We start from the raw sequence: 5053 nt of genomic DNA on the forward strand, positions 1-5053 counted from the left end.
TGTGATTTATTTCTGTTCTATAATTGGAATTATGCTGGTGCTAAATGTTCGAATCTTAACAACCATCGAAAGTCGTTAATTTAGGAAGAGGTAAAATGAAGAGCTGGTCATTGAATAGTATTTTTCTGGTGCTGCTGTTCGTTTGTTTAATTGCTATCAACACGATCGCGTATCATGTGCCTTTGCGAATAGATGCGACAACTGACAAACTCTACACAATTTCAGAGGGTTCCAAAAAAATATTGACGAAGCTAGAAGATCCTATTCGCATTAAGTTTTATTTCAGCGTCCACAATGAGCAGTTGCCTCCAAGCCTAAAAATATATGCTCAGCGAATTGTTGAATTGTTGGGTGAATATCAAACGATTTCCTCCGGAAAAATGACTTTGGAAGTCTTTGATCCAAAACCAGATACAGAGGAGGAAGAGTGGGCAATACGTTATGGGATCGAAGCACCGAAACTTCCCAATGGGGATAGCATTTTTTTTGGCGCCACATTTCTGCAAGTGGATCAAGAAATAACCATCCCTTTCTTTGATCCAAGGCGGCAGGAATTTTTAGAATATGACATTACTCTAGCAATCCACAGAGTTACCGAAGTCGAATTACCAAAGATCGCCATCTGGTCTGACCTCCCAATCAAAGGTAATCCCCAGTTGATAATGCAGCAACAAGGTGGAGAACCTTGGGCTTTATCAGAGGAGATTGAAAAACTCTTTGATGTGGAATTTTTACAATCTCCATCAGGATCAATTCCAGATGATATTGATCTCCTAATGCTTCTACATCCTAAAAATCTCTCTGATAAACAACTCTATAAGATTGACCAATACGTGCTGAAGGGTGGCAACCTTTTTATTGCTTTGGATCCGAATGCTAGAGCCGAAGCTGCCACAGGGGGGCAACCTGCACAAAGTTTTGCTAGTGATTTGCCGAGATTACTTGAGAGCTGGGGAGTTCGTTATGATTCAGCCCAAGTAGTTGGGGATCTCCAGCTTGCCACTTCAGTCAACAGTCGGAATGGGGTTTTGAGATTTCCTCCCTGGATCTCACTTGGTGTTAGCCAACTCGACCGCCAGCATCCAATTACAAGTCAATTAGAGCAATTACTTTTTGCTGAGGCGGGGCATTTATCGCCATTGGATAATGCAACGACTACCTTTGAAGCATTGATCAAAACCTCACCAAACAGCGGCCCTATCGATGTGCTTCAACTGCACTTTGGAAGTCCTGAGCAAATCGCCCGCGACATAAAGGTAGATGGTCAACAAAGAACACTTCTGGCCCAAATTCAAGGCACTTTTCAAAGTGCGTTTACTGATGGACCACCTGAAGGAGTAAATGATGAATCCTTAATCAAGGAATCGGCAGTAGTAAGAACCATTTTGTTAGCTTCAGACGTTGACTGGATGACAGACGGTTTTGCAATTCAAAGACTGAACTTGCTCGGTCAAAGTATTGTCCAACCCACCAATGACAATCTGAACCTGGCTTTGAATATCATTGAATATTTAAGCGGAAACGATGCCTTACATGAAATCCGTTCCAGAGGACAATTTCAACGTCCATTCACTCAGGTACTAGCTCTTCAACAAGAGGCCCAAACAAAATACCAACAGGAAGAAAATCAGCTTCAAGCCAGTCTCGATAGAGTCCAAAGTGAGCTAAATAATTTACTTCAGGGTGTTCAGAAAGGTGATAAGGAAATTCTCTTGCCCAAAGAAGTTCAAGATCAAATTGCTAGTTTTCGAGAGCAGGAACGCCAAACCAGGCGTGAACTGCGTGAAGTCAGGAAGATCCTCAGACAAGATATTGAAGAACTTGGTAATAATTTGCTTATGGCAAATCTGTTAATCGTGCCAGGTTTTGTAGGCATCTTAGGTTTTTTAATTTATCGAAGTCGAACAAACGGAGTTAGAACTTAACAAATGACTCTTCAAGGTTTTGAGAAATGAAATGTTTATCGCAATTCCTGATTATATAATGCCAATAAATCAACAAAAGCTTTATCGAATGGCTACCAAGGTCATAATAATACTTGTGATTCCACGATTTTTCTTGGGACTGGCATTCGCAGTCGAGCCTGATTGGACTGCTCTTAAAAAAAGAGTTCAGCCGCATATAAAAGAAGGAGTGCTCTTAATTGCTAAGAGTGGTGAGCCTCATTTCCATTACACGACTGATCCTGACAAAAAGTGGATACCAGCTTCGACATTGAAGGTTCCACTGGCTCTATATGCTCTCGATGTTTGGGGAGAGGATCATCATTTCCAGACAGAGGTATACCTTCGTGACAATCAAGATTTGTTAATCAGGGGCCTGGGTGATCCATTTTTTGTTTCTGAAGAAATTCAAATTTTAGGTGGAGAGCTCAAAGGCAAAATCCCATTAAAGATGAGACATTTACTACTTGATAATTCAGCTTTTACATTTCCTCTTCAAGCAGATGGGGTTGAGAGGTCAAGCAATCCCTACGATGCTCTAAATGGAGCATTATTAGTCAATTTCAACACAGCTTCTCTCGAAAAGAAAACCGATGGGACCCTAACTTCAGCTGAAAAGCAAACTCCGCTTACTCCACTTACAATTTCTCTAGGAAAGCAAATCAAGCCAGGCAAACAACGAATTAACCTGGCTCAAGATCCCGCTCTTGCACAACGATATTCAGGTGAATTGATGAAAGCCATCTGGAAAGAAAATGAATTGGAATTTACTGGGGGAATCAAAAATTCGCTAAAAAAAGAGAATGACAAATTTATCTTTCAGTACAAAAACTCCAAATCACTGAAAGAAATTCTCCGTGCAATGCTTAAGTATTCAAATAATTTTATTGCGAATCAGATTTTGCTCTCTGCATCCCTAGAAAGAGAGCAATCATCGATTGATTTTGAAAGATCAATCAAACCCTGGAAAGAGTGGTGGCAAGACAAATTGGGGGTGAGCCCAAAAAAGATTAGCCTGGTGGAAGCATCTGGGATCTCTAGAAAGAATTGGTTGAGCGAGAAGGACATGCTGAAGGTATTGGAACTGCTACGTATGCATCCAAATCTACTTTCGGAGTATCAAGGATTAAAATCGAAGACTGGATCACTGAAAGGAATATACAGTTTGGTCGGATATGCAGGCAAGAAAGATGAGTGGGAATTTGTACTTTTCCTTGAGCAAGAAAAAAATACTAGAGAGAAGATCGCTAAGCAAATCTTTACATTTTTCAGTCACGTTCCTGAGTGATTTTTCAAAATATTCAAGAAGTCTCTGGACCTGAGATTCTGACAATGTATTTCAGATAATCATCAGCAGCTCTCTGGTAAGCCCCTGGGTCTCCTAACATTTCACGTACTCTCCCCATCTCATTTCTAATTCTTTGGTTCTCAGCTTCATCATCCAAAATACTTCTAAGCTCTTTAATAAGATTTTCAGGGGTGAAATCATCTTGAAGCAACTCTTTCACAACTTGTTTGTTTGCCAAGAGATTTAAAATTCCAAGGAAGGGGACAAGAGCTAGCTTCTTAGCAATCCAGAAACTTATTGGGGAAACTCTGTAGATCAAAACATAAGGTACAATGGCTAATCCCGCTTGCAGACTTGCTGTACCTGAAGCGACGATAGCTGCATCTGAGGCCTCTATACAGTCCTCAAATTTCCCTTGCATGATTTTGATTGGTAGTTCCCTTAACTGACCACTAACTTCTTGAGAATCCAAGCCATCAGCCAAGGGTAAAACAAAGTCAATATTCTGAAATTCTCCTCTCCTAACCGCTTCCAATATGACAGGTAAATGCTGGCGCATTTCACTTGGACGACTGCCAGGAGCTAGAGTAACCACCTTATTTTCTGAAGCAGTAAGGATAGTTTCTCTGAATCTTAACAAGATCTCTTCGGGTTGACGTTTTTTGACAAGAGGATGTCCCCAGAAATTTGCTTCAACACGAGTATTTTCATAAAATTCCAATTCAAACGGAAGCAACACAACTAATTTGTCAATGCAATCGATGATTTGCTTAAGTCGACCTTTGCGCCAAGCCCATACTTGAGGGCTATTGAACATCATGACTGGAATACCCATTGATTTGGCTTTCTTAGCCAGTTTCAGATTAAAGCCTGGGTAATCAACCAAAAGTAGCGCATCAGGTTGTTCCTCTCTAATCGAATCAACAAGATTCCACAATATTTGATAAAGCCGTGGCAAATGACGTAAGACTTCCACAAGGCCATGGACTTGTAAGGAGTCGAGCATGTAATAGGGTCTTAAACCCTGAGCCAACATCCTCTGACCACCAACTCCGTAGATTTCGAGATTAGAAACACTTGATCTAAGAAAGTGAATTAATTCAGCCCCGTGTTGGTCTCCCGATGCCTCCCCTGCTACCATTAGTAATTTTAAAGATTTCAAAGATCCTTTTCATTGAATGCCAGGCCAACTTCGGTAAAACCTGCATTTTTAAAGACCAGCATCAACTTGATCAGATATCCGTGTTCAACACGCCTATCCAACTGCAGATAAACCACTTTGCTCCGAGGGATTGACTTTTCCTTTTCTAGATATGCTTCCAGACTGGCGATATCATAGTCTGTTTCCTGAAAGAAAATTTTCTCATTCTGATCCACCGCAACGACCATATTGCCAGTTTGATTTTCCGGATTTTCCTGACGAAGATTACCCTGCGGAAGTTCAATTGGAAGTGAACGAGTAATTAACGGAGCAGAAATGATGAAGGCGATAAGAACAACAAGGAGGATATCAACGAAGGGTGTGACGTTTATATCTGCCAACATTTGCTGACTTTTTTGGGAGCGTCTAGTTCTTCTTCTCATTTGTCAGAAGGAGTTGCAGATGCAGGCGTTGAAGAAACTTTAATGACAGGCCCTCAATTTGTTCTATAGAGTCACGGATGTAGGCATTGAAAAGGTTATAGGTGACTACCGCTGGAATAGCCGCAAAGAGCCCTGCACCAGTTGCTACAAGGGCTTCTGAGATTCCTGGCCCTACAACCATCAATTCTACAGATTGAAGTTGTGAAATTCCCTGGAAGGTATCAATCACTCCTAGAAC

The 5053-nt window shown here is 41.1% G+C and carries 5 protein-coding genes; 2 read left to right on the forward strand and 3 right to left on the reverse strand.

Annotated elements, in window-relative coordinates; genetic code table 11:
• Positions 1-95 precede the first annotated feature (95 nt).
• Positions 96-1925: a Gldg family protein gene (locus P8O70_00320; protein MDG2195327.1), complete on the forward strand. Its 1830-nt coding sequence runs from the start codon at positions 96-98 to the stop codon at positions 1923-1925.
• A gap of 31 nt (positions 1926-1956) precedes the next feature.
• Positions 1957-3231 (forward strand): D-alanyl-D-alanine carboxypeptidase, encoded by a 1275-nt coding sequence (locus tag P8O70_00325; protein ID MDG2195328.1) that lies wholly within the window; start codon positions 1957-1959, stop codon positions 3229-3231.
• A 13-nt stretch (positions 3232-3244) separates the two neighbouring features.
• On the opposite strand, the gene lpxB is transcribed toward P8O70_00325, so the two are convergent.
• From lpxB to P8O70_00340, 3 genes are all read right to left on the reverse strand, one after another.
• Positions 3245-4393, reverse strand: coding sequence for a lipid-A-disaccharide synthase (gene lpxB, locus P8O70_00330; GenBank protein ID MDG2195329.1), 1149 nt, complete (start codon positions 4391-4393; stop codon positions 3245-3247).
• Positions 4390-4776, reverse strand: coding sequence for a biopolymer transporter ExbD (locus tag P8O70_00335; GenBank protein MDG2195330.1), 387 nt, complete (start codon positions 4774-4776; stop codon positions 4390-4392). The genes lpxB and P8O70_00335 overlap by 4 nt, the downstream gene beginning before the upstream one ends.
• A 22-nt stretch (positions 4777-4798) precedes the next feature.
• The coding region (locus tag P8O70_00340; protein MDG2195331.1) for a MotA/TolQ/ExbB proton channel family protein at positions 4799-5053 on the reverse strand (255 nt) is incomplete at its 5' end.

Source organism: SAR324 cluster bacterium (assembly GCA_029245725.1).
Classification (GTDB): Bacteria; SAR324; SAR324; order SAR324; family NAC60-12; genus JCVI-SCAAA005.

Coding starts and splice junctions, on each gene's coding strand:
- P8O70_00320 (MDG2195327.1), top strand. CDS start 96: ATGAAGAGCTGGTCATTGAATAGTATTTTTCTGGTGCTGCTGTTCGTT.
- P8O70_00325 (MDG2195328.1), top strand. CDS start 1,957: ATGTTTATCGCAATTCCTGATTATATAATGCCAATAAATCAACAAAAG.
- P8O70_00335 (MDG2195330.1), bottom strand. CDS start 4,776: ATGTTGGCAGATATAAACGTCACACCCTTCGTTGATATCCTCCTTGTT.